Source organism: Brachybacterium halotolerans subsp. kimchii (assembly GCF_020792675.1).
Classification (GTDB): Bacteria; Actinomycetota; Actinomycetes; order Actinomycetales; family Dermabacteraceae; genus Brachybacterium; species Brachybacterium halotolerans.
In genome coordinates, this window is record NZ_CP086254.1 from 747,213 (window position 1) to 767,898 (window position 20,686).

Annotated in this window: 17 protein-coding genes; 2 read left to right on the forward strand and 15 right to left on the reverse strand. The window is 71.4% G+C overall.

The window, feature by feature from the left end; genetic code table 11:
• Positions 1 to 126 precede the first annotated feature (126 nt).
• Together trxA and hisS are read right to left on the reverse strand one after the other, a co-directional pair.
• A complete protein-coding gene (trxA, locus tag Bra3105_RS03385; RefSeq protein WP_152353135.1) occupies positions 127 to 495 on the reverse strand; it encodes a thioredoxin in 369 nt (122 codons plus the stop codon).
• 100 nt (positions 496 to 595) lie between these two features.
• Entirely contained in the window at positions 596 to 1,951 is a 1,356-nt protein-coding gene (gene hisS, locus Bra3105_RS03390; RefSeq protein WP_228358603.1) for a histidine--tRNA ligase, read from the reverse strand.
• A 329-nt stretch (positions 1,952 to 2,280) separates the two neighbouring features.
• On the opposite strand from hisS, the gene Bra3105_RS03395 reads away from it, so the two are divergent.
• Together Bra3105_RS03395 and Bra3105_RS03400 are read left to right on the forward strand one after the other, a co-directional pair.
• Positions 2,281 to 3,897 (forward strand): DUF349 domain-containing protein, encoded by a 1,617-nt coding sequence (locus Bra3105_RS03395; protein WP_200500527.1) that lies wholly within the window; start codon positions 2,281 to 2,283, stop codon positions 3,895 to 3,897.
• A 106-nt stretch (positions 3,898 to 4,003) separates the two neighbouring features.
• Positions 4,004 to 4,885 (forward strand): hypothetical protein, encoded by an 882-nt coding sequence (locus Bra3105_RS03400; protein ID WP_228358604.1) that lies wholly within the window; start codon positions 4,004 to 4,006, stop codon positions 4,883 to 4,885.
• Here the strand turns inward: Bra3105_RS03400 and Bra3105_RS03405 are convergent.
• The 13 genes from Bra3105_RS03405 to Bra3105_RS03465 all read right to left on the reverse strand — a co-directional run bounded on the left by Bra3105_RS03405 (position 4,828) and on the right by Bra3105_RS03465 (position 20,496).
• Complete coding sequence (locus tag Bra3105_RS03405) at positions 4,828 to 7,182, reverse strand: RelA/SpoT family protein (protein ID WP_228358605.1); 2,355 nt, start codon at positions 7,180 to 7,182, stop codon at positions 4,828 to 4,830. The genes Bra3105_RS03400 and Bra3105_RS03405 overlap by 58 nt on opposite strands.
• A gap of 137 nt (positions 7,183 to 7,319) precedes the next feature.
• Positions 7,320 to 7,832, reverse strand: coding sequence for an adenine phosphoribosyltransferase (locus Bra3105_RS03410; protein WP_228359592.1), 513 nt, complete (start codon positions 7,830 to 7,832; stop codon positions 7,320 to 7,322).
• A 125-nt stretch (positions 7,833 to 7,957) separates the two neighbouring features.
• Positions 7,958 to 9,025 carry a protein translocase subunit SecF gene (gene secF / locus Bra3105_RS03415; protein WP_228358606.1) on the reverse strand — a complete coding sequence of 356 codons (1,068 nt, stop codon included), beginning with the start codon at positions 9,023 to 9,025 and terminating at the stop codon, positions 7,958 to 7,960.
• Entirely contained in the window at positions 9,022 to 10,917 is a 1,896-nt protein-coding gene (gene secD / locus Bra3105_RS03420; protein ID WP_228358607.1) for a protein translocase subunit SecD, read from the reverse strand. The genes secF and secD overlap by 4 nt, the downstream gene beginning before the upstream one ends.
• 42 nt (positions 10,918 to 10,959) lie before the next feature.
• On the reverse strand, positions 10,960 to 11,460 hold the full coding sequence (gene yajC, locus Bra3105_RS03425; protein WP_228358608.1) for a preprotein translocase subunit YajC: 501 nt from the start codon (positions 11,458 to 11,460) through the stop codon (positions 10,960 to 10,962).
• Positions 11,461 to 11,658: 198 nt separating this feature from the next.
• On the reverse strand, positions 11,659 to 12,732 hold the full coding sequence (gene ruvB / locus Bra3105_RS03430) for a Holliday junction branch migration DNA helicase RuvB (protein WP_200500521.1): 1,074 nt from the start codon (positions 12,730 to 12,732) through the stop codon (positions 11,659 to 11,661).
• Positions 12,729 to 13,349: a Holliday junction branch migration protein RuvA gene (gene ruvA / locus Bra3105_RS03435; protein WP_228358609.1), complete on the reverse strand. Its 621-nt coding sequence runs from the start codon at positions 13,347 to 13,349 to the stop codon at positions 12,729 to 12,731. The genes ruvB and ruvA overlap by 4 nt, the downstream gene beginning before the upstream one ends.
• Before the next feature lie 26 nt (positions 13,350 to 13,375).
• On the reverse strand, positions 13,376 to 13,966 hold the full coding sequence (gene ruvC, locus Bra3105_RS03440) for a crossover junction endodeoxyribonuclease RuvC (RefSeq protein ID WP_228358610.1): 591 nt from the start codon (positions 13,964 to 13,966) through the stop codon (positions 13,376 to 13,378).
• Positions 13,967 to 14,018: 52 nt separating this feature from the next.
• The gene (locus Bra3105_RS03445) at positions 14,019 to 14,777 is read right to left on the reverse strand and encodes a YebC/PmpR family DNA-binding transcriptional regulator (protein ID WP_200500518.1); all 759 of its coding nucleotides are present in this window, start codon (positions 14,775 to 14,777) and stop codon (positions 14,019 to 14,021) included.
• Between the two features lie 62 nt (positions 14,778 to 14,839).
• Complete coding sequence (locus Bra3105_RS03450; RefSeq protein ID WP_228358611.1) at positions 14,840 to 16,111, reverse strand: PrsW family intramembrane metalloprotease; 1,272 nt, start codon at positions 16,109 to 16,111, stop codon at positions 14,840 to 14,842.
• Entirely contained in the window at positions 16,108 to 16,755 is a 648-nt protein-coding gene (locus Bra3105_RS03455) for an HIT family protein (RefSeq protein WP_407650893.1), read from the reverse strand. Before Bra3105_RS03455 ends, Bra3105_RS03450 begins: the two co-directional genes overlap by 4 nt.
• A 9-nt stretch (positions 16,756 to 16,764) precedes the next feature.
• Complete coding sequence (thrS, locus tag Bra3105_RS03460; RefSeq protein ID WP_228358612.1) at positions 16,765 to 18,765, reverse strand: threonine--tRNA ligase; 2,001 nt, start codon at positions 18,763 to 18,765, stop codon at positions 16,765 to 16,767.
• 201 nt (positions 18,766 to 18,966) lie between these two features.
• Positions 18,967 to 20,496, reverse strand: coding sequence for an OFA family MFS transporter (locus tag Bra3105_RS03465; protein ID WP_228358613.1), 1,530 nt, complete (start codon positions 20,494 to 20,496; stop codon positions 18,967 to 18,969).
• Between the last annotated feature and the right edge of the window lie 190 nt (positions 20,497 to 20,686).

Below are 20,686 nucleotides of genomic sequence, written 5' to 3' on the forward strand. Positions count from 1 at the left end.
AGCACCGCGCGTGCGCCGGCCCCGCGGACGCGGCGCGCCCCGGAACGGACGGAGAACGGCCCCGCACCCGATGGGTGCGGGGCCGTTCCGCGTCGTGGGACCGCCGGCGGCCTGCCGGCGGGAGGATCAGGACTGCTGGGCCTGCGCCTCGGCGTAGGCCTTGCGGACCTCGTCCATGTCCAGGCCCTGGACCTGGGAGATGAGGTCCTCGAGCGCCGCCTGCGGGAGGGCGCCGGCCTGCTGGAAGACGGGCACGCCGTCGCGGTAGGCGACGAGGGTCGGGATCGAGGTCACGCCGTAGCGCATGGCCAGCTCCTGCTGGTCCTCGGTGTCGAGCTTCGCGAAGGTGACATCGCCGTGGTCCTCCGAGGACTGCTCGAAGATCGGCGCGAAGCGCTGGCAGGGGACGCACCATCCTGCCCAGAAGTCGATGAGGACGACGCCGTCCTTGACGGTCTCGTCGTGGTTCTCGGACGTCAGCGTGACTGTAGCCATGCCCCCCACAACGCCCCGGGCCGTTCGCACATTCCCGTGCGAACGGCCGGTGACGCATGTCTCCCGGCGCCGGGGCGTCCGGCGGTGAGGTGCGAGGGCCTCAGCCCTCGCCGCCGGGGCCCGCGAGGACCTGCACGTGCAGATCCTCGCGCGGGGGCTGCCAGGAATCGGCGCGGGCCTCGACCTGCTCGCCCGAGCGGATGTCGCGCACCGCGTCCTCCTCGTCCTCGTGGGGGAACCAGACGAAGGGGATGCCGCGGCGGTCGGCGTGCCGGATCTGCTTGCCGAGCTTGGCCGAGGTCGGCGAGACCTCGGTGGAGATGCCCCGGGAGCGCAGGTCGCGGGCGACGGCCTCGCTGCGCCGCCGGGTCTCCTCGCTCTCCACGACGACCAGCACGCACGTGGGCACCGCGCGACTGGGCCGCGCGAGGTCGGCCGAGAGCATCCGCAGGACCAGGCGGGAGAGCCCGATCGAGAGGCCCACACCGGGGTAGGTGTGGCGGTTGTCCGCGGCGAGCCGGTCGTAGCGCCCTCCGGAGCAGATCGAGCCCAGCGCCTCGCTGCCCTCGAGGAAGGTCTCGAAGACCCCCGCCGTGTAGTAGTCGAGCCCGCGAGCGATGGAGAGGTCGGCCATCATCACCCCGGGCACGGCCGCCTCGACCTGCTCGAGGACGGCGGCGAGCTCGGCGATGCCCTCCTCGAGCAGCTCGCCCTCGCCGCCGAGATCGCGGACCTGCTGGGCGAAGGAGTCGTCGCGGGTGCGGATCGAGGCGAAGGCCAGGCAGGTGCGCGCCTGCTCCTCGCTCGCGCCGGCCTCCTCGACGATGAGGCGCGCGGTGGCCTCCTCCCCGATCTTCGGGAGCTTGTCGATGGTGCGCAGCACGCCGTCGAAGTCCTCGAGGCCGATCGAGCGGAAGAAGCCCTCGGAGAGCTTCCGGTTGTTCGCTCGGATCGTGAAGGCGGGCAGCGGGAGGCGCGAGAGGATCTCCGCCATCACCACGGCGACCTCGGCCTCCTGGTGGGAGGGCAGGGTGTCCTGGCCGATGATGTCGAGGTCCGCCTGGTAGAACTCGCGGTAGCGGCCCTCCTGGGGTCGCTCGCCGCGCCAGACCTTCTGGATCTGGAAGCGGCGGAACGGGAACGCGAGCTTCCCGGCGTTCTCGAGCACGTAGCGCGCGAGCGGCACGGTGAGGTCGAAGTGCAGGCCGAGCTGACGATCGGGATCGGCCTCGGACCCGTCGTCCTCCTCCGCGTGCAGGCGACGCAGGACGTAGACCTCCTTGTCGATCTCGCCCTTGCGCAGCAGCTGGCTCATCGGCTCCACCGCGCGGGTCTCGATCCCGGAGAAGCCGTGGAGCTCGGCGACCTGGCGGAACACGTCGATGACGTGCTGCTCGACGAGACGCTGCTCGGGCAGGTGCTCGGGGAATCCGGACAGGGCGCTGATCTTCGCCACGGGTGTGCTCCTTGCGTGGTGTGCGTGCGGCGGTCCGCGCGTGCCGGCGCGGTCCGTGCGGCGTGCGAGGCGCGAGAGCGATGCGTGCCCGCACGCCGAGCATCCATTATCGACCCACGAGCGCACCGCGCGGGACCGCGCCCGCGTGGCGGGCCGACGCGCAGGGCACGATGCGGGTGCCCTGCGGATGCGAGCCCCTGGGACGCGCGCGGATGGGTGAACGATCGGCGGTAGAGTTCCCTGGCGTGGTGTCCCGCGCCACGACCATGACGCCGTCCCGGCGACGGCAGTGACCCGCGATCCAGCGGAACGAGAGAAGGAGCTCCCCCGTGAGCGAGTCCGAGACTCCCGAAGCCACCGCGCCCGACGGCGCGACCCCCGACGCCTCGACGACCGAGGGCGCAGCATCCGAGGGCGCCGCCGCTGAGGGCGCGTCCTCCGAGAGCGCGGCCTCCTCGGCGACGACGCCGGACGGCACGACCGAGGACGCGACGCCCGACGCCGCGACCGACAGCGAGACGTCCGAGGCCCCTGCGCCCGAGTCCGCGGCACCCGCCGCCCCGACCCCGCGCCCGACGCCCCGGCCGACCCCTCGTCCCGGCACGCCGAGCCCGGCCGCACTCGCCGGCCGGCGACCGTCGGCGCCGCTGATCCCCGTCGCGCCTCCCGTGCAGGAGTACGACGAGGCGGCGATCCAGGAGGCGCTGGCCTTCGGGACGCTCGAGGAGGACGGCACGGTCAGCGTCCAGGACGGCACGCAGAAGCGCTCGCTCGGCCCCGCGGCCTCCGCGGAGCGCGAGGAGGCGCTGACGCCCTTCGCGCGGGCCTACCTCGACCTCGTGGCCTTCCTCGACGTCACCCAGCAGCGGCTCGCTGCGCCGCAGCTCACGCAGGCCGATCTGAACCGCCTGCTCGAGAACCTGCGCAAGAACATGAAGGAGCCGCAGGTCATCGGTGACATCCCGGCGCTGCGCGCACGGGCGTCGGAGCTGCGCGAGAACGCCAAGGAGAAGATCCACGCCCTCGAGGAGGAGCGCCTGCAGGCCCGCGACGCGGCGACCGCCGAGCGCACCGCGTTCGTGGAGTCGATCGAGCAGCTCGTGGAGACCGAGCCGGAGCGGATGAGCTGGAAGAGTGCCGGCGAGACCATGCGCGGCATGGTCGGCACCTGGAAGTCGATGCAGAAGGAGGGGCCCTCGCTCGAGCGGTCCACCGAGGACGCGCTGTGGAAGCGGCTCTCCGCGGCGCGCAGCGCCTTCGACCGCAAGCGTCGCCAGTTCTTCTCCCATCTCGACGAGCAGCACGCGGAGGCGGAGAAGATCCGCGAGGACATCATCCGTCGTGCCGAGGAGATGAAGGACTCGACCGACTGGGGTCCGACGGTCCGCGCCTACCGCTCCCTCATGGACGAGTGGCGCGCGGCCCCGCGCGGCAACCGCAAGAAGGACGACGCCCAGTGGGCTCGTTTCAAGGCGGCACAGGACACCTTCTTCGCGGCGCGCAACGAGGACCTCGCGGCCTCCGACGCCGAGCAGAAGGAGAATCTCAAGGTCAAGGAGGGTCTGCTCGCAGAGGCCGAGGCCGTCGACCCGGCCGAGGATCTGGACGGCGCCCGCGCGGTGCTGCACAGGATCCAGGACCGCTGGGACGAGGCCGGCAAGGTGCCCCGCGGCGACATGCGGCGCATCGAGGACCGACTGCGCACCTTCGAGCGCTCGCTCAAGCAGGCGGAGGACGCCGAGTGGCGTCGCACCGATCCCCGCACCCGTGCCCGCGTCGAGGGGGCGTCCTCGCAGCTCCAGGAGGCGATCTCCAGCTACGAGGACGATCTCGAGAAGGCGCGCGCGACCGGCGACCCCGCGAAGATCGCGAAGGCCGAGGAGGCGCTGCGCGCACGGCGCGAGTGGCTCGAGGTCATCGAGCGCTCCGCCCGCGACCTGGGCTGATCCCGCGCGGCCTCCACGCGCCGCTCCCTTTCCTCCACAGCGCCCGCTCGTCCACAGGACGGGCGGGCGCCTTGATGCGCGGACGCCCGGCCGGGATGCTCGGCGCATGCCTCCGCCCGAGCCGCCCTCCCCCGCCGTCGCCCCGCCCGCATCGCCCGCCCCGCCCGGCCAAGTCGGCGCAGTCGGCGCGTTCGGCCCGGCCGGCGCCTCCCCCGCGGCTTCCGCCGAGGTGCACCCGTCCCTGCCCTCGGCCGACGCTCCCTGCGCGGCATGGTCGCAGCAGGCGGCCGAGCTCGCGGCCGCCCTCGAGCAGGAGGTCGCCCGCTGGCCGGCGACGCTCTCCCACTACGACGATGTGCGCACGGGGGCTCTGGTGCCCGTCGGCGAGGGTCGGCTGGTCCCCTTCTATCTCGCCGAGCACGCCTCGGACCGGGCTCTGCTGGTGGGCGGCGCCGTCGGCGCGAGGCTGCGCAGCGATCACGTGATCGCCCTCTGGTCGGCGCACTGGGTGCACACGGGCGCGGCGTTCCCCGACCCCATCGACCTCGTGACCTTCTCCCACCGCAGCGTGATCCCCGGGGTGCGCGTCCACCATTCCGGCGTCGCGGTCACCGACATCGAGCAGATCGCGGGCACGCCGGTCACCACCCCCGCCAGGACGGGCGCCGATCTGCTGCGCTTCGACGGAGAGGCCGCGATCGAGGGAGTGGAAGCGCTCGTGCGCACCGGGCTGTGCACGGGAGAGCAGATCGAGGAGCGGCTCTCAGCGGCACGAGGGAGCTCCGGGAGCAGGGTCGCCCGCAGGCTCCTCGAGCAGATCGTGCGGCGCTGCGCGTCCGCTCCCGCGGGGGCCGAGGACGCCGACACGCGCGAGCGCGCCGTGCTGCGGGTGCGGGAGGTGGAGCGCTGGGCTCGCCGAGGATACGGGGGTCAGGCCTCGACCATTCCTCGACCCTCGACGACCTTGCCGTCCGCCGTGACGCGATAGGCGTCGTAGACGCCCTCGACCTTGCGGACCTGCGCGAGGACGGCCTGCAGGTGCGAGGGGTCGGCGAGCTCGAAGGAGAAGTACGCCGTGGCCAGTCGGTCCCGATGCGACTGGCATGAGGCGGACTGCAGGCTCACCTGCTGGTCGGCGATCACCAGGGCGAGGTCCGTGAGCAGTCGATCCCGATCCAGCGCCTCGACCTTGATGTGCACGAGGTAGACCGAGCCCATGCGGCCGGACCAGTGGACATCCACGATCCGATCGGGCTGCTCCTCCTCCAGCTGCGTGGCGTTGGAGCACTGTCGATGGTGCACCGAGATGCCCGACCCGCGGGTCACGAAGCCGATGATCGGATCGCCCGGCACGGGTGCGCAGCACTTGGCGAGCTTGACCCACAGGTCCTTCTGCCCGTCGACGATCACGCCCTGGTCGGTCTCGCTGGTGTGGCGCTGCGCCTCGGAGGGGCGGGCGAGCACCTTCGAGGGCAGGGTCGTCTCGACCACGTCCTCCTCGGCCCCGGCGGTCCCGCCGAAGGTCGCCCGGAGCTTCTCGACGACGTTCTGGGCCCCGACGTGCCCCTCGCCGATCGCGGTGTAGAGGGCGTCCACGGAGTTCTGGTCGAGGTCCAGCGCGACCGACTGCAGGGTCTCGTGGGTGAGCAGGCGGCGCATCGGAAGGTCCTGGCGGCGCAGCGCCTTGGACAGTTCGTCCTTGCCCTTCTCGAGCGCCTCCTCGCGGCGCTCCTTGGAGAACCACTGCCGGATCTTCGTGCGGGCGCGCGGGGTCTTCACGAAGCCCAGCCAGTCCTGGCTGGGCCCGGCGCCGTCGGCCTTCGAGGTGAACACCTCGACCACGTCGCCCGTGCTCAGCGCCGAGTCCAGGGGCACGAGCTTGCCGTTGACACGTGCCCCGATGGTGCGGTGGCCCACCTCGGTGTGCACCGTGTAGGCGAAGTCGACGGGTGTCGCCCCCTGGGGAAGAGCGATCACATCGCCCTTCGGGGTGAAGACGTAGACCTCCTGGCTGTTGATCTCGAAGCGCAGGGAGTCCAGGAAGTCGCCCGAGTCGGAGGTGTCCTTCTGCCAGTCCATGAGCTGGCGCAGCCAGGCCATCTCCCCCGACTTCGCCGTCGGCGCCGGGTCGGGGCCCGCCATCGCCTTGTACTTCCAGTGCGCGGCGACGCCGTACTCGGCACGGCGGTGCATCTCGCGGGTGCGGATCTGCACCTCGACGGGCTTGCCGGTGGGGCCGATGACGGTGGTGTGCAGCGACTGGTAGAGGTTGAACTTGGGCAGGGCGATGTAGTCCTTGAAGCGCCCCGGGATGGGCGACCACCGGGCGTGCAGGATGCCCAGCACGCCGTAGCAGTCGCGCACGGTGTCCACGAGCACGCGGATGCCCACCAGGTCGTAGATGTCCGCGAAGTCGCGGCCGCGCACGATCATCTTCTGGTAGATCGAGTAGTAGTGCTTGGGGCGGCCGGTGACGGACGCCTTGATCTTCGCCTTGCGCAGGTCGTCCTGGATCTGCCCGGACACGCTCGCGAGGTACTGCTCGCGGGCGGGCGCGTGCTGGGCGACCAGGGAGACGATCTCCGCGTACACCTTCGGGTAGAGCACCTGGAAGGAGCGGTCCTCGAGCTCCCACTTCATGGTGTTCAGACCCAGGCGGTGCGCGAGCGGGGCGTAGATCTCGAGGGTCTCGCGCGCCTTGCGCTCCGCCGACGCGGCGGGCACGTACCGCCAGGTGCGTGCGTTGTGCAGGCGATCGGCGAGCTTGATGAGCAGCACGCGGATGTCACGGCTCATCGCCACGATCATCTTGCGCACGGTCTCGGCCTGGGCTGCGTCGCCGTAGGTGACCTTGTCGAGCTTGGTCACGCCGTCGACGAGCAGGGCGATCTCGTCGCCGAAGTCCTTCCGCAGCTGGTCCAGCGAGTAGTCGGTGTCCTCGACCGTGTCGTGGAGCAGAGCGGCTGCGAGCACCTCCTGCGGGCTGCCGAGCTCCGCGAGGATCATCGCGACCGACACCGGGTGCGTGATGTACGGGTCCCCGCTCTTGCGGAACTGTCCCTGATGGGCCCTCTCGGCGACGGCGAAGGCGCGCTCCAGCAGTCCCAGGTCCTCCTTGGGATGGACCGCGGTCACCGCCTGGACGAGCGGTTCGAAATAGGCCGAGGAGGGGTTCGGACTCGTCGGCGACGTGCGTCCGACCAGGAACGAGAACGGAGACCGCGAGCGCCGATGGACGGGCGCCGGGCGCGACTCCGACCGGGGGGTGGTCCCGTGTTCACTCATCCGAACCTCCTGCGCAGTCACCCGAGTCTACGACCCCGTAGGGAGTGGTGGTGTCCGGCGTCCGCCGACGGCGGAGAGCTCCGGATCCGGAAGGGTCCGGTCCCCGTGCGGCCGAGGGCCCGGAGCGGCCCAGAGCCTCAGTTCTGGACGGACTCGACGGTCACGACGGGGACGTCCGCGGGAAGGCGACCGCGCCCGCCCAGGCCCTCGAGCTCGAGGAGGAAGGAGACGCCCAGCAGCTCCACGTCGAAGCGGCGCACGAGCTCGATCGTGGCCGCGGCGGTGCCGCCGGTGGCCAGGAGGTCGTCGACCACCATCACGCGGGCCCCGCGCGGGAGCGCGTCGACCGCGATCTCGATCTGGGCGCTGCCGTACTCGAGGTCGTAGCTGATCGAGCGCGGGGTGCCGGGGAGCTTGCCGGCCTTGCGCGCGGGCACGAAGCCGGCGCCCATCTCGTAGGCCAGCGGCGCGCCCAGCACGAAGCCGCGCGCCTCGACGCCGACCACGAGGTCGACCTGCTCGGGCAGGATCGCGCTCCAGTGGCCGATCACGGCATGGAAGGACTCGGGGTCGCGCAGCAGCGGGGTGATGTCGCGGAACAGCACACCGGGCTCGGGGAAGTCCTGATAGGTGTCGATGTGCGAGGCCATGAGCTCCCGCACCTGCTCGGGGTCGAGCCTGCCGGTGGGCCCGGTGCCGGCACCGGCGGCGGTCGTGGCGCCGACGGTCGTGGTGCCTGCGGGCGTCGAGCCTGCGGGGCTCGCGAGGGCGGGGGTCATCGGCGTCTCCTGGTCGTGGTGGTCGTGGCGCCCGCTGCGCTCTCGAGGTCCCCGTCGGAGTCGTCGTCCCCGCCGGCTCCCTCGGTCCCGGCGCTGCGGGACTCGAGGACGCGCCTGCTGTGGGCTGCGATGTCCTTCTCGCGTCCGCGCAGGGTCACCACGAGGCCGGGAGCGAGGAACACCGAGGAGTAGGTGCCCACGAAGATGCCGATGAACAGGGCCAGGGAGATGTCCTTGAGCGTGCCGGCGCCGAGCACGAAGGCGCCGATCGCGAGGATCGAGCCCACGGGCAGCAGGGCGACGATCGAGGTGTTCAGCGAGCGCATGAGCGTCTGGTTCGCCGCGAGCTCGACGGCCTCCGAGTACGTCCTGCGGTTCTGGTCGGTCAGGTGGGCGGTGTTCTCGCGCATCTTGTCGAACACGACGATCGTGTCGTACAGCGAGTAGCCGAGGATCGTGAGGAACCCGATGACGGTGGCCGGGGTGATCTCGAAGCCGACGACGCCGTACACCGCGGCGGTGAAGAGCATGTCGTGCACGAGCGTGATCATCGCGGCGAGCGAGGTCTTCACGTTGCGGAAGTAGAGCGCCATCACGGCGGCGACCAGGAGGATGAACACGACCACGCCGCGGGCCATCTTCGTGGTGACGTCGCCGCCCCAGACCGGGCCGATGTAGGAGGTCGAGACGTCGGAGACGGGCACGTCGTAGGTGTCCGCCAGATCCTGGGCGACCTGCTGGGTCTGCTGGGTGTCGAGCTGCGCGGTCTGCACGCGCAGCGTGCTCCCGCCGATCATCGTCACCTTCGGCTCGTTGTCGCTGACGACCTCGCGCACGACGTCGCGGGCCTGCGACTCCTGGGACGAGCTGACGCCCGAGACCTGGAACTCGGAGCCGCCGGTGAACTCGATGCCCAGGTTCACCCCGCGCACCAGCGCGATGCTGCCGAGGATGACGACGACGATGACGCTGATCAGGTACCAGGTGCGCCGGCGGCGCACGATCGGGACGGAGACCGCGCCGGTGTGCAGGTCGTTGCCGAGATTCGCCGTGCTGAGCCTCATCGTGCGTCACTCCCGTCCTCGTCGCCCTGCGATCCGCCGTCCTCGCGCCCGGGATCCGGGCCGGGGTCCGCGCTCGTCCCCTTCTGGTCCGTCTCCCCCGTCGACGCCCCCTCCCGGGCCTCCCGGGCCAGGCGCGCCTTGCGCTGCGCGAGGGTCTCGCGGACGGGTGCCTCGTCGTCCGCGCCGTCGACCGGTCCGCGCTCAGCGGCGGAGCGGACCCGACCGCGGCCCGCGTAGGCGGGGACATGGCGGCCGAGCTGGGCGGGATCGAGCCCGCTCATGGGATGGCCCTTGCCGAAGAATCGGGTGCGCACGAGGGTCTGCAGCAGCGGGTGGGTGAAGAGGAACACCACCACGAGATCCATGATCGTGGTGAGCCCCAGCGTGAACGCGAAGCCGCGGACGCTGCCCGTGGACAGGACGTACAGCACGATCGAGGCGATGAGGTTCACCGTGTCCGAGGCGAGGATGGTGCGCTTGGCGCGGTTCCAGCCATGGTCCACGGCCGCGACGATGCCGCGGCCGTCGCGTATCTCGTCGCGCACGCGTTCGAAGTAGACGATGAACGAGTCGGCTGTGAAGGCGATCGCGACGATCAGGCCGGTCACGCCCGCGAGCGAGAGGCGGTAGCCGATCTCCGGGATGTGCGAGAGCACGGTGAGCGTGAGGTAGGTGAGCACACCCGTGACCACGAGGCTCGAGGTCGTCACGATCGAGAGCACCCGGTACTGCAGGGCCGCGTAGGCGACCACGAGGATCAGCCCGATGATGCCTGCGATGAGGCCCTTCTCGAGCTGGTCGCCGCCGAGCGTCGCGGAGATCTGCTGCTCGGACTGGATGTCGAACTGCAGCGGGAGCGCGCCGAACTTCAGCTGGTCGGCGAGCTGCTTCGCGGTGTCCTGATCGAAGTTGCCGCTGATCGACGCACCGTTGGAGGAGGGCGTCTGCACGTAGGGGGCGGAGACGACCTGGCCGTCCAGGACGATCGCGAAGGAGTCGGTCGCGCCCTTCTTGTTGTAGAGCGCGTTGGTCATGGTGCCGAAGGTCTTGCTGCCCTCGGAGGTGAACTGCATGTTCACCAGGTAGGCGCCGGTCGCCTGGCCCGAGGAGTTCGTGTCGCTGCCCACGCTGGCGTTGGTCACCACGGTGCCGGGCAGCACCTCCGGGCCCAGCAGGTACTTGGCCGAGCCGTCGTCGCTGCAGGCGACGACGGGCTGGGAGTTCGGCGCCGAGGAGGCGATCTCCTGCTGCGCCTTGGGATCGGAGCAGTCCACGGCGGCCGCCTGCGACTGCAGCGCCGTGGTCGCCCAGTCGGAGGACCAGGCGGCAGGCACGTCCGAGGACGAGCCGTCGCCCCCGCCGTCGGAGGCGCCGTCGGACGCATCGGAGGCGCCGGTCGCCTGCGCGGTCGAGGTCGGCGCATACGGGTCGTCCAGCGTGATCGCGCCGGAGAACACCTCGTCGGAGGGGCCCGATCCCCCGTCGTCACTGGCCTTGGCGCTGCCCGTCCCCGACGGGTCGAGGGTGGCGAGCACGGGCCGGAACGACAGCGCCGCCGTCGCCCCGAGCGCCTCGCGGGTCTCCGAGTCGAGGTTCCCCGGGACGTCGACGACGATGTTGGTGCCGCCCTGGACGCTGATCTCCGTCTCGGCGACGCCCATCGCGTTCACGCGCTGGGAGATGATCTCGCGGGCCTGATCCATCGAGTCCGCGTCGATGGCGGAGCCGTCGGTCGTGCTCGCCTGGAGGATGATCTGCGTGCCTCCCTCGAGATCGAGGGCGAGCTTCGGGGAGGCCTGCCAGCCGCCCTTCCAGACCCCGGCACCGACGATGCCGATCAGGACCACGATCAGGAGGACGAGCCCTCCCAGGGACGTGCGACGTGCGCTCATGCGATATGCGATTCCTCAGCGGGGCGACGTGTCAGGGGTGCTTCAGCGTGCGGCGTTGGGCTCGTCGCCCCGGGTGGTGACGCCGGGGATCTCGCCCTCGCGGGAGGCGTCGGCCGACGCCGGCGACTCGTCGCCGAAGTCGGGCAGGGACTCCGCGCGGTCCTCGGTGCCGCTCGCGCTCGCGTCGAGCGCGGTGGCGTCCTGCGCGGGGCGCGAGCTCTCGGAGCCCTCCGAGCTCTCGACGGTCTCGCCCTCGAGGGCGGGAGCATCGTTGTGCGCGGCGTTCGGGTCCGCAGGGCCGGCGATCGCCTGGCGGGCCCACTTGGTGTGCGCGCCGGACTCGGTCTCGAGGATGACGACGTCGTCGTACTCCTCGACGATGAGGCCGAAGAAGCCGGAGTGGGTGCGGACCTCGTCCCCGACGCCGAGCGCCTTGACCTTCTCCTGCTGGGCGGCCTGGGCCTTGCGCTGACGGCTGGACATCCAGACCATCAGCAGGATCATCGCACCGAACATCACGATGAGGGGGATCATGGACTGCATGGGGGTCCTTTCGAGCGCCGCCTGGCACCGAGGGGCGCGGGGCGCGAGCTGATCGACGGGTGCGGCGCAGCCGCACGGGCGGGCGCTGAGCGGCTCGGCCGCACGCGCACCCGCACCACTCTACCTGCCGACCCCGAACGTCCCCTCGGAACATCCTCGCGGCGGCGCGAGCGCCTCTGCCGGCGACCGCCCGACGCCTCAGAACCGACCGAGCGGCGGGGTCGTGCCCGATGCGGGCTCGGGGGCGGCGAGCCCCAGGTGCGACCAGGCGAGCGGCGTCGCGATGCGGCCCCGCGGTGTGCGGGTGAGGAAGCCCTCGCGCACCAGGTACGGCTCGACGACCGTCTCGACGGTCTCCGTCTCCTCGCCCACGGACACGGCGAGGGTCGACAGCCCCACCGGTCCCCCGGCGAAGCGCGTGCACAGCGCCGAGATCACGGCGCGATCGAGGCGGTCCAGTCCCCGCTCGTCGACCTCGTAGACGTCCAGGGCACGACGGGCGGCGTCGAGGTCGAGCCGACCGTCGCCGCGCACCTGCGCCCAGTCGCGCACGCGCCGCAGCAGGCGGTTGGCGATGCGGGGCGTGCCGCGGGAGCGGGAGGAGATCTCGCCGGCGGCCGCGTCCTCGATCTCGACCGCGAGCTGCCCGGCCGAGCGGGTGACCACGCGGTGCAGCTCCTCGGCCCGGTAGTAGTCGAGATGGCCGGTGAACCCGAAGCGGTCGCGCAGCGGCGCGGGGAGCAGCCCCGCCCGTGTGGTCGCGCCGACGACGGTGAAGGGCGGCAGCTCGAGCGGGATCGAGGTCGCGCCGACTCCCTTGCCGACCACCACGTCGACCCGGAAGTCCTCCATGGCGATGTAGAGCATCTCCTCGGCGGGACGGGCGAGCCGGTGGATCTCGTCGATGAACAGCACCTCCCCCTCCTCGAGGGCGGAGAGGATCGCAGCGAGGTCCCCCGCGTGCTGCACAGCGGGCCCGGAGGTGATGCGCAGCGGCACGGACAGCTCGGTGGCGATGATCATCGCCAGGGTCGTCTTGCCCAGTCCCGGGGGACCCGAGAGGAGCATGTGCTCGGGCGGACGCCCCCGGCCCTTGGCGGCGTCGAGCACCAGGGAGAGCTGCTCGCGCACGACCTCCTGGCCGACGAAGTCCGCGAGGCTCTTCGGGCGCAGAGCCGCCTCGGCGGCCCGTTCGAGCGCCCCCGACTCCGCGCTCGTGAGGGCGCGCCCGCCGTCGTCGGCCTCGTCGAAGTCGTCCGTCGAGGCGCTCACCGGCTGCCTCCGAGGCGGCGCAGGGCGGCGCGCAGCAGTCCGGCGGCGTCCTGCGGGGCGTCGGGCTCCTCGTGGACGCCGCAGACGGCGTCGGCCGCGGCCTTGTCGGGCCAGCCGAGGCCGATGAGGGCCGTGACCACCTGGTCGTCCAGCGGGTACGCGCCGACGACGGGGGCGCCGGCGTCGTCGACCTGCTGCTCCCCCGGCTCCGCGGCGGGCGGTGCGAGCTTGCCGCCGAGCTCGAGGATCATGCGGCTGGCGACCTTGGGCCCGATCCCGGGCGTGCGGGTGATGGCCTTGACGTCCTGCGCGGCGACCGCGCGGCGCAGATCCTCCGGGGACAGGACCGCGAGCACGGCGAGGGCGAGGCGCGGGCCGATGCCGCTCACCGACTGCACGATCCGGAAGGTCTCCGTGTCCTCCGCGGAGGGGAACCCGAACAGCGTCAGCGAGTCCTCGCGCACGACGAGCTCGGTGTGCAGGGTCAGCGGGGCGCCGTGCCGGGTCTGGGTGAGGGCGGCGGGCGTGGTGCGCACGAGGTAGCCCACGCCGTGGACGTCGAGGACCAGGGAGTCGAGGCCGATCGAGGCCACCGTCCCGGTGAGAGAAGCGATCACGGCACCACCCTAGAACACGTGTTCGATCAGAAGCGGGAGGTCGAGGACTCCCGGGCGCGCCGCGCGCTGCGCTCCGCCTCGGCCCAGACGGACTGCGCGCTCGTGCGGGCGCGGCCGCTGGAGTCGAGCCGCACCGGCCCGGGCCCGCGCCAGAGCTGGGTGAGGGCGATCGCGACGGCGTCGGCCGCATCGGCCGGCTTCGGAGGCGCCTCGAGGTGCAGCAGCTTGACCAGCATGGTCTGGATCTGCTTCTTGTCGGCGCGCCCGCTGCCGGTGACGGCGGCCTTGACCTCGGAGGGCGTGTGCATGGCGATGCGGATGCCGCGCTGCGCGGCGAGCAGGATCGCGACGCCGGAGACCTGGGCGGTGCCCATCACGGTCGAGGTGTTGTTCTGGCTGAAGACCCGCTCGATGGCGACGACGTCCGGAGCGTGCTCCTCGATCTTCTCCTCGAGCCCCCGGGAGATCACGAGCAGGCGCTGGTCGATGCCCTCCTCGGGGCTCGAGCGCACGACGCCCACGTCGACGAGGGTCGCCGAGCGGCCACGACCGGCGTCGAGGACGCCGTAGCCGCAGCGCGTGAGCCCGGGGTCCACGCCGAGCACCCGGAGCGTCATCGCTGCGACGCTCCGGGTGCGGACGGGGACTCCCGGCGCGGGGACAGCAGGATCAGTCCTCGTCCTCGAGCTGCGCGGCGACGTCCTCGGGGATGTCAAGGTTCGAGTAGACGTTCTGCACGTCGTCGCTGTCCTCGAGCGCGTCGATCAGGCGGAGCACCTTCTGGGCGCCGTCGAGATCGACCTCGGTGCGGATGTTCGGCACGAACTGCGCCTCGGCGCTGTCGTAGTCGACGCCCGCCTCCTGCAGCGCGCTGCGCACGGCGACCACGTCGCCGGCCTCGGAGATGATCTCGAAGGTGTCGCCCTCGTCGTTGATCTCCTCCGCCCCGGCGTCGAGCACGACCTCGAGCAGGTCGTCCTCGGTGTTCCCCTCCTTGGGGACGGCGACGACGCCCTTGCGGTTGAACATGTAGGCGACCGAGCCGGAGTCGGCCATGTTGCCGCCGCTGCGGGTGAAGGCCAGGCGCACCTCGGAGACCGCACGGTTCTTGTTGTCCGTGAGGCACTCGACGAGCAGGGCGACGCCGCCGGGGGCGTACCCCTCGTACATGAGCGTCTGGTAGTCGACGCCGCCGCCGTCCAGACCGCCGCCGCGCTTGACGGCGCGGTCGATGTTGTCGTTGGGGACCGAGGTCTTCTTGGCCTTCTGGATCGCGTCGTACAGGGTCGGGTTCCCCGCGGGGTCCGGCCCGCCCGTACGCGCCGCCACCTCGATGTTCTTGATGAGCTTGGCGAACAGCTTGCCGCGCTTGGCGTCGATCGCGGCCTTCTTGTGCTTGGTCGTCGCCCACTTGGAGTGACCCGACATGTGTCTCCTCGGCTGGTCGATCCTTCGGTCTGGACCCCGACAGTCTACGGCCGGCGCGGCCCTCAGCCGTCCGCGGCGGACGCGGAGGGGACGACGGGCCGGCTGAGCGCCCCGATCAGCCGACGGTCCGCGGTGATCCGCTCGAGCAGCTCCCGCTCGCGCTCACGGGTCTTGGCCGTCGGCTTCCCGTGGAGCACGCCGTGCCGGGTGATGGCGAGGTCCACCGCGGCGAGGATGAGGTCGTGCATCGCCATCCGCGGCACGGCCCCGTGGGCGGACGCCCACTTCTCGGCGCGGCGGCGGGCGCGGATCGAGACCAGCATGTCCACCTCGCGGGGCGCGAACCATCCCGCGCGCCCGTAGGCGGAGAGCTGGGTGCGCACGATCCGCTTCTCGCGCAGCCGCAGGAAGGTCATGATGCCCGCGAGCAGGAGGAACAGCGGGAGCTGGATCGTGAGGTAGTAGCGCAGGAAGCCGGCCATCGGCGCTGCCTGGTCGACCTGGATGAAGAAGGTGGAGCCGTTCCACAGGGCGTGCAGGCACATGCCCAGCGAGAGCCCGCCGACGCCCAGTCCGAAGTAGAGCATGAGGGAGCGGCGCTCGGCGGCGATCCCCAGGCCCAGTCCGCACAGCGAGGTGAAGCTCGCATGGGCGAACGGGGAGAGCAGGCCCCGCAGCAGGAAGGTCTGCCAGAAGGCGTCGACGGTGCCTGAGGCCTGCGCCTGCTGGAAGGCGCGCCCGAAGTAGAGCACGTTCTCGGTGAAGGCGAAGCCGCCGGCGATGAGCATGGCGTAGACGACGCCGTCGATCGGCCCGCCGATGAAGCGTCGACCCCAGATCAGCAGGGCGATGAGCCCGGAGGACTTCATCGATTCCTCGACGAGAGGCGCCTGGACCACGGCGGCGAGGAAGTTCGCGGTGTTCTCGCCCACGTCCTGCGGGGTGATCCACCAGGTCACGGCGCCGCCGATGACGAAGGTCAGCGCGACCGATCCGGCCGCGCCCCACACGAAGGAGTAGACGAGGGTGATCCGTGGCTGCGGCGTGTACCGGTCCAGCCACCACACGGCGGCGATCACGAGGCTCACGGGCACGAGCGCGGCGGTGAACGCGACCAGGGCCGTGCCCGTGCCGAGCGGCCGGATCGTGAAGAACCACACCCCGGCGGCGACCAGGATCAGGGCCGCGATCGCACCGCCCCAGACGAGCATCTGCACCCAGGGGCGCCGCCTGCGGGCGCGCCGGGCCGAGCCCGGGCGCAGGTGCCCGGGCGCCTGCGGGTCCGTGCGCTCGACGTCGTACCCGTAGCCGGCGGTGGTCCCCGGGGTGCTCATGCGCTCTCGCCCTCCCCCGCCCCGCCGGGCCAGGCCGCGGCGTACTGGGCGCGGGTGTCCGCGAGCAGGATCGGCAGCGCCTTGGTGCGCCCGACGATCGGCAGGAAGTTCGCGTCCCCGATCCAGCGCGGGACGACGTGCTGGTGCAGGTGGGCGGCGATCCCCGCCCCTCCCGCCTCGCCCTGGTTCATGCCCAGGTTGAAGCCGTCGGGACGGGAGACCTCGCGCACCACCCGCATCGCGGTCCTGGTGAGCTCCGCGACCTCGACGACCTCGTCCTCGGTGAGGTCCGTGTAGTCGGCGACGTGGCGGTACGGGCACACCATGAGGTGGCCGCTGTTGTAGGGGAAGAGGTTGAGGATCACGAAGGCGAGGGACCCGCGATGGACGATGAGCGCGTCCTCGTCGCTCTTCGCGGGGCCCGCGCAGAAGGGGCACTGCTCGCCGTCGTCGGGGTCCTCGGGCTTGCCCTCGCCCTGGATGTACACCATCCGATGGGGCGTCCACAGCCGGTCCATGCCGTCGTCCTCGCCCGCGAAGGCGCTCGGGGACTCGACGCGCACGGACTCATCGGTCCGCTGCTCGTCGGCGTGCTCGTCCTCGGCCCTCTGCTCCGCGGAGCCGTGCTGCTCGGGCGTGCCCATCGGACCTCCTCAGACCTGCGCGCGGGTGCGGATCGACTCGACGATGCGCTCGACGGCCTCGTCCACGGGGATGCCGTTGTCCTGGCTGCCGTCGCGGAAGCGGAAGGAGACCGCGCCGTTCTCCTGGTCCTCGCCGCCGGCGATGAGGAGGTAGGGCACCTTCTCCTTGGTGTGCGTGCGGATCTTCTTCTGCATCCGGTCGTCCGAGGCGTCGACCTCCACGCGCACTCCCCGCTCGCGCAGCCTCTGCGCGACCTGGTCGAGGTAGGGCGCGTACTCGGCGGCGACGGGAATGCCGACGACCTGCACGGGGGCGAGCCAGACCGGGAAGGCGCCCGCGTAGTGCTCGAGCAGCACGCCGAAGAAGCGCTCGATCGACCCGAAGAGCGCGCGGTGGATCATCACCGGGCGCTGGCGGGAGCCGTCGGACGCGGTGTACTCGAGCTCGAACAGCTCGGGCTCGAAGAAGTCGAGCTGGATGGTCGAGAGCTGCCAGGTGCGGCCGATGGCGTCCTTGGCCTGGACGGAGATCTTCGGGCCGTAGAAGGCGGCGCCGCCCGGATCGGGCACCAGGTCCAGGCCGGATTCCCGGGCGACCTCCTCGAGGGTGCGGGTCGCCTCCTCCCAGGTCGCCTCGTCGCCCACGGACTTCTCGGGGTCGCGGGTGGACAGCTCGAGGTAGAAGTCGTCGAGCCCGTAGTCGCGCAGCAGGTCCAGCACGAAGGTCAGCAGGCTCGCGAGCTCGTCGCGCATCTGCTCGCGGGTGGTGTAGATGTGCGCGTCGTCCTGGGTGAACCCGCGGGCGCGGGTGAGGCCGTGGACCACGCCGGACTTCTCGTAGCGGTAGACGCTGCCGAACTCGAACAGCCGCAGGGGGAGCTCGCGGTAGGAGCGGCCCCGGGAGCGGTAGACGAGGTTGTGCATCGGGCAGTTCATGGGCTTGAGGTAGTAGTCCTGGCCCTGCTTGGTGACGTTGCCGTCCGCGTCCTGCTCCTCGTCGAGGTGCATGGGCGGGTACATGCCGTCGGCGTACCACTCGAGGTGGCGGGAGGTCTCGAAGAGGTTCTTCTTGGTGATGTGCGGGGTGGAGACGAAGGAGTACCCGGCCTCGATGTGGCGCCGGCGGGAGTAGTCCTCCATCTCCATCTTGATCATCGCGCCCTTGGGGTGGAACACGGGCAGCCCGGAGCCGATCTCGTCGGGGAACGAGAACAGGTCCAGCTCGGAGCCCAGGCGGCGGTGGTCGCGGCGCTCGGCCTCGGCGATCCGCTCCTGGTAGGCCTTGAGCTCGTCCTTGGTGGGCCAGGCGGTGCCGTAGACGCGCTGCAGCATCGGGTTCTTCTCGCTGCCGCGCCAGTACGCGGCAGCGGAGCGGGTCAGGGCGAAGCCGTTGCCGATGTGCTTGGTCGAAGGCAGGTGGGGGCCGCGGCAGAGGTCGGTCCAGACCACGTCCCCCTTCTTGGAGACGTTGTCGTACATCGTCAGTCCGCCCGCGCCGACCTCGACGCTCGCTCCCTCGGCGGCGTCGTCGGCCGAGGACTTCAGACCGATGAGCTCGAGCTTGAAGGGCTCGCCGGACTCCTCGGCGCGGGCCTCGTCGTCGCTCACCTCGCGGCGCACGAACCGCTGGTTCTCCTTGACGATGCGCCCCATCTGCTTCTCGAGGTTCTTGAGGTCCTCGGGGGTGAAGGGGGTCTCGACATCGAAGTCGTAGTAGAAGCCGTCGGTGATGGGCGGTCCGATGCCCAGCTTCGCCTCGGGGTTCACGCGCTGCACCGCCTGGGCGAGCACGTGCGCGGTGGAGTGGCGCAGGATGGCCAGGCCGTCCTCGCTGCCGAGCTCGACGCCCTCGACCTCCTGGCCGTCGGCCACAGCGGTCGCGAGGTCCCGCAGCTCGCCGTCGACCCTCAGGGCGACGATCGTGCCCTGACCCTCGAACAGCTTGGTACCCGTGGTCCCCTCCTCGATCTGCTGGGGGGATCCGTCGAGGGTGATGGCGATCTGGGCCACGGAGTGCTCCTTGCTGGTCGGGTCGAGCCGGCCGACGATGCCGGCTCCGCGGACGATCGTATCCGGCCGCCGCCTCCCCGGAGAACCGCATTCGACCGGCGCGAGACGCGCACGACCCGGGACGGTCTCGACGCGCGACCGGCACGACCCGGGCCGGGCACGAGGCGCGCCCAGCACGACTCGCGACCGGCCCGCGCGGGATCAGCCGGTGAACAGTCCGACGGCGGTGATGAGCGTCTTCACGACGCCGTAGGCCAGCGCCGCGACCACGATGAGCCCGAGCACGCCGGCCGCGGCGGTGTGCGCACCGCTCGCGGACGCCGCACCATCGCCGTGCCGGGCGTCCGACGCCTTGGCCGCGGCCTCGCGGTCGTGCTCGGCCTTCTTCGCGACGACCTCCGGGTCCTCGAAGTGGCGCGGGTCGAGCCGGCGGATCAGGAGGTTCGCGACGAAGCCGACGACGAGGATGCCGATCATGATGATCAGCGCCAGGCGATAGAGGCCGAAGCCCTCCTGGCCCGAGCTCTTCTGGTGCTCGACCACGGAGTTCACGATCAGCGGCCCCACGATGCCGGCGGCGGACCATGCCGTGAGCAGGCGGCCGTGGATCGCGCCCACCTGGTACACGCCGAACAGGTCCTTGAGGTACGCCGGCGCCGTGGCGAAGCCGCCCCCGTAGAACGAGATGATCACGAGCGCCGAGAGCACGAAGATCGCGAGCGCCTGGGAGCCGACGGTCACCAGCAGCAGGTACAGGAGGATCCCACCGCCGAGGAACACCAGGTACGTGTTCTTGCGGCCCAGGTAGTCCGAGGCCGTGGACCACACGAAGCGGCCGCCCATGTTGAAGATCGAGAGCAGTCCCACGAAGCCGCCGGCGGCGACCGCGGTGATCCCGGCGAAGGATCCCTGGATCATCGGCGAGGCGGATTCGAGGATGCCGATCCCGGCGGTGACGTTGGTGAACAGCGCGATCCAGAGCAGCCAGAACTGCGGCGTGCGCATGGCTCCCCGGACGGAGACGTTCCCCGCGGACTGCATGGGCTTGGCCGTGGCCTGCGAGGCGTCGAACCCGGCCGGTGCCCAGTCGGGATGCGGGAGGCGGATGACGTACGCGCCGAGGGCGATGACGATCAGGTAGATCACCGCGAGGGTGAGGAAGGTGCCGGTGACCCCGTCACCGAGATGATCGGCGCCGCCGCCGTACACCGCCATCAGCGCGTTGGAGGCGGGGCTCGCGATGAGCGCGCCGCCTCCGAAGCCCATGATCGCGAGGCCCGTGGAGAGGCCCGGACGATCCGGGAACCACTTCATGAGCGTGGACACCGGGGAGATGTAGCCGATCCCGAGTCCGATGCCTCCGATGACCCCGTAGCCGACGTACACGAGCCAGAGCTGGCTGGTCGCGACGCCCAGGGTAGCCACCAGGAACCCCGCCACCCAGAAGGCGCCGGAGACCACCATCGACTTCCGCGGGCCGACCTTCTCGACCCAGGCGCCCGCGATGGCCGAGGAGATGCCGAGCATCGCGATCGCGAGGGAGAAGATCCACCCGGTCGCGACCTCGCCGCTGCCCTCGTCGAAGCCGAAGTGGTCGATCAGCGGGGCCTTGAACACGGAGAACGCGTAGACCTGGCCGATGCTCAGGTGGATGGCGAGGGCCGCGGGCGGGATCAGCCAGCGGTTGAACTTCACGGGCGCGACGATCGCGTCGCGTTCGAGCACGGACATGGCGGGCTCCTCAGCATCGAGCTCGGGGGAAAGGGGCGGGGCGATACCGGTCTCCTGCACAGCATCGTGAGGACCGGACGTGCAGACGCTACACGGTCCGCGCCGGCGCACGGACCATTCGGGCACGCGCCGCGGCGACACCACTTCGGGGCCGGCCGGGGACGGCCGGGAACGCTCGGGAACAGCCGGG